Source organism: Pseudomonas sp. NPDC087346 (assembly GCF_044744235.1).
GTDB lineage: Bacteria > Pseudomonadota > Gammaproteobacteria > Pseudomonadales > Pseudomonadaceae > Aquipseudomonas.
The window spans coordinates 1,241-4,980 of the sequence record NZ_JBIUXX010000096.1 but is presented as its reverse complement, the minus strand read 5'-3'; the positions used below and the strand labels follow the sequence as shown (position 1 = coordinate 4,980).

Here is a 3,740-nt window from a genome sequence, read left to right as displayed (position 1 = left end):
GCCCGCAGCGCCAGTGAACTGATCTTCCGCTCCATCGAGCGCCTGGATACCATCAAGGTCGACGAAAAAGACGCCAAGGATTATGTATCCGAGGTTGATCGCGCTGCTGAGCAGAAAATCATCGACGCCCTGCGCAAGGCGTACCCGAACCACTCGATCCGCGGTGAAGAAACCGGCCTGCACGCTGGCACCGGCATCGAAGGCGAAGAATACCTGTGGATCATCGATCCACTGGACGGCACCACCAACTTCCTGCGCGGCATCCCGCACTTTGCTGTCAGCATTGCCTGCAAATACCGTGGCCGCCTGGAACACGCAGTGGTTCTGGACCCGGTTCGCCAGGAAGAATTCACCGCCAGCCGTGGTCGCGGCGCTCAACTGAACGGTCGTCGTCTGCGCGTCAGCGGTCGCACCAGCCTTGACGGCGCCCTGCTGGGTACCGGCTTCCCGTTCCGCGACGACCAGATGGACAACCTGGAAAACTATCTGGGCATGTTCCGCGCCCTGGTTGGCCAGACTGCCGGCATCCGCCGCGCCGGCTCGGCAAGCCTGGACCTGGCTTACGTGGCCGCCGGCCGCTTCGACGCCTTCTGGGAGTCGGGCCTGTCCGAGTGGGACATGGCTGCAGGCGCACTGCTGATTCAAGAAGCTGGCGGCCTGGTGAGCGACTTCACCGGCGGTCACGATTTCCTTGAAAAAGGCCACATCGTTGCCGGCAACACCAAATGCTTCAAGGCAGTTCTGACAGCGATCCAGCCGCACCTGCCAGCTTCGCTGAAGCGCTAAGCTTCGAGCGACACAAAAAAGCACCCTTCGGGGTGCTTTTTTTATCTCTGCAATTCAACATCACCCCCTGTAGGAGCTGCCGAAGGCTGCGATCTTTTGACTTTGGTTTTTAAAAACAAGATCAAAAGATCGCAGCCTTCGGCAGCTCCTACATTGGGACTGGGTTATCTGCGAGCACAAAAAAGCACCCCGAAGGGTGCTTCTTTTTAAAGGCATTAACCGATTATTGACCCGGCTGAGCCTGCGACAGTACCAGCTTGCCTTCCTTGTCGACCGGAATCTGGTTACCCGGATCACGATCCATGCGAACTTTGCCTTCCTTGCCATCCAGCGAATAACGCACGTCGTAACCGACAACCTTGTCACTGATGTCATTCACGGTGTTACAGCGAGTCTGGGTAGTGGTGTAGGTATCGCGATTCTGCATACCTTCCTGCACTTTGTTACCGGCGTAACCACCACCGACTGCACCGGCCACGGTGGCGATTTTCTTGCCATTACCGCCGCCAACCATATTACCCAGCAGACCACCGCCAACCGCGCCGAGCACCGTACCCATGATCTGGTGTTGATCCTTGACCGGCGCCTGACGGGTTACTGCAACGTCCTTGCACACTTCACGTGGAGTCTTGATCTGTGTTTTGACCGGTTCAACGGCCAGCACTTGCGCATACTCAGGGCCGCTTTTAACCAGGCTGTAGGTGGCAACAGCGCCCCCGGCAGTCACACCGACAGCACCCAGTACCGCACCAACCAGCAACGACTTGTTCACATGAACCTCCTGACCATCACATGCGGGTCATTGCCCGCGCTTCTCCCAGCCTTGGAGCATAAAAAAAGGCGCGAGTTCAACTCGCGCCTTTTTTGGCAGACAACCGGAAGATCGATGGCCGTTATGGACGGTCGTCGATTTCCTTCTCGGTGTTGGCCGGCGGAATAAGATCTTCCGTACTCAGGTTCAGCCAGATCAGCACCACGTTCGCGATGTAGATCGACGAGTAGGTACCCGCCAGAACACCGATGAACAAGGCGATGGAGAAGCCGAACAGGTTGTCACCACCGAAGAACAACAGCGCCGAGATCGCCAGCAATGTGGAGATCGAAGTCGCCATGGTCCGCAGCAGGGTCTGGGTGGTCGAGATGTTGATGTTCTCGATCAGCGTAGCCTTGCGCAGTACACGGAAATTCTCACGAACCCGGTCGAATACCACGATGGTGTCGTTCAGCGAGTAACCGATGATCGCCAGTACCGCCGCCAGCACCGTCAGATCGAAAGTGATCTGGAAGAACGACAGGATACCGATGGTCACGATCACGTCGTGGATCAGCGAAACGATGGCACCGACCGCGAACTTCCACTGAAAGCGGAAAGCCAGGTAGATCAGGATACCGCCGAGCGCCAGCAGCATGCCGAGGCCGCCCTGGTCGCGCAGTTCTTCACCGACCTGCGGGCCAACGAATTCGACGCGCTTGACCGTTGCCGGGTTGTCGCCGCCCAGCTTCTGCAACGCTTCCGCCACCTGATGACCCAACTGCGGGTCCTCACCTGGCATACGCACCAGCAGGTCTGTGGTAGCACCGAAGCTCTGCACAATGGCTTCGTGATAACCGGAAGTCACCAGCTCTTGACGAACCTTGGTGACGTCGGCCGGACGCTCGTAGGTCAGCTCAATGAGCGTACCGCCGGTGAAGTCCAGACCCCAGTTCATGCCCTTGTGGAAGACGCTGAAAATTGCCAGCACCGTAAGAAACACTGTGACGCCGAACGCGAAGTTGCGAACGCCCATGAAGTTGATTGTACGTAACATGGCAGCCCCTTAAATCCACAACTTCTTGAAGTCACGACCGCCGAAGATCAGGTTGACCATCGCGCGGGTCACCATGATGGCCGTGAACATCGAGGTAAAGATCCCGAGGGACATGGTCACTGCGAAACCTTTGACCGGGCCGGTGCCCATCGCAAAGAGAATCCCGCCGACCAACAATGTTGTCAGGTTGGCGTCGAGAATCGCGGTGAATGCCCGGCCGAAGCCTTCGTTGATTGCACGCTGCACAGTCATGCCGGCGGCGATCTCTTCACGAATCCGCGAGAAGATCAGCACGTTGGCGTCGACCGCCATACCCATGGTCAAGACGATACCGGCAATACCCGGCAGGGTCAGCGTTGCGCCCAACAGCGACATCAGTGCCAGCAACAACACCATGTTCACCGCCAGAGCGACGGTGGCGATGATGCCGAAGAAGCGGTAGATGGCGATGATGAACAGCGACACGAACAGCATGCCCCACAGCGATGCATCGATACCTTTGGTGATGTTGTCAGCACCCAGGCTCGGACCGATTGTGCGCTCTTCAGCGAAGTACATCGGAGCAGCCAGACCACCGGCACGCAGCAGCAGCGCCAGCTCGGACGACTCGCCCTGACCGTTCAGGCCAGTGATGCGGAATTGCGCACCCAGCGGCGACTGAATGGTCGCCAGGCTGATGATCTTCTTCTCTTCTTTAAACGTTTGAACCGCGACGTCTTTCTCGACACCGTCGACCACTTGCTTGACGTAAGTAGTCACCGGACGCTGTTCGATGAAGATCACCGCCATGCTGCGACCGACGTTGCTGCGGGTTGCGCGGCTCATCAGCTCGCCACCGTGACCATCCAGACGGATGTTCACTTCAGGCGTGCCGTGCTCGCCGAAACCAGCCTTGGCGTCGGTAACCTGGTCACCGGTGATGATCAGGCCACGCTCGATCTGTGCAGGAGGACGCTTGCCTTCACGGAACTCGAAAGTTTCGGAAGTGGCTTTCGAAGCGCCAGGCTCGGCGGCCAGACGGAACTCAAGGTTGGCCGTCTTGCCGAGGATACGCTTGGCTTCGGCAGTGTCCTGCACGCCCGGCAGCTCAACCACGATGCGGTTGGCGCCCTGACGCTGAACGATCGGTTCGGCAACACCCAGCTC

4 protein-coding genes are annotated in these 3,740 nt (G+C 58.4%); 1 reads left to right on the top strand and 3 read right to left on the bottom strand.

Annotation, left to right across the window (positions count from 1 at the left end):
• The coding region (locus tag ACIOZM_RS29770; protein WP_401220784.1) for an inositol monophosphatase family protein at positions 1–786 on the top strand (786 nt) is incomplete at its 5' end.
• Positions 787–1,009: 223 nt separating this feature from the next.
• Here the strand turns inward: ACIOZM_RS29770 and ACIOZM_RS29765 are convergent.
• The 3 genes from ACIOZM_RS29765 to secD form a co-directional block, all read right to left on the bottom strand.
• Positions 1,010–1,558, bottom strand: a complete 549-nt coding sequence (locus tag ACIOZM_RS29765; protein WP_401220781.1) for a glycine zipper 2TM domain-containing protein — start codon at positions 1,556–1,558, stop codon at positions 1,010–1,012.
• 121 nt (positions 1,559–1,679) lie between these two features.
• The gene (secF, locus tag ACIOZM_RS29760; protein WP_401220779.1) at positions 1,680–2,594 is read right to left on the bottom strand and encodes a protein translocase subunit SecF; all 915 of its coding nucleotides are present in this window, start codon (positions 2,592–2,594) and stop codon (positions 1,680–1,682) included.
• Positions 2,595–2,603: 9 nt separating this feature from the next.
• Positions 2,604–3,740: protein translocase subunit SecD (gene secD, locus ACIOZM_RS29755; protein WP_401220776.1), on the bottom strand; the 1,137-nt coding region annotated here is incomplete at its 5' end.

Bases quoted from the DNA above. Each gene is read 5' to 3' on its own strand.
- secF (WP_401220779.1), bottom strand. From the start codon at position 2,594: ATGTTACGTACAATCAACTTCATGGGCGTTCGCAACTTCGCGTTCGGC.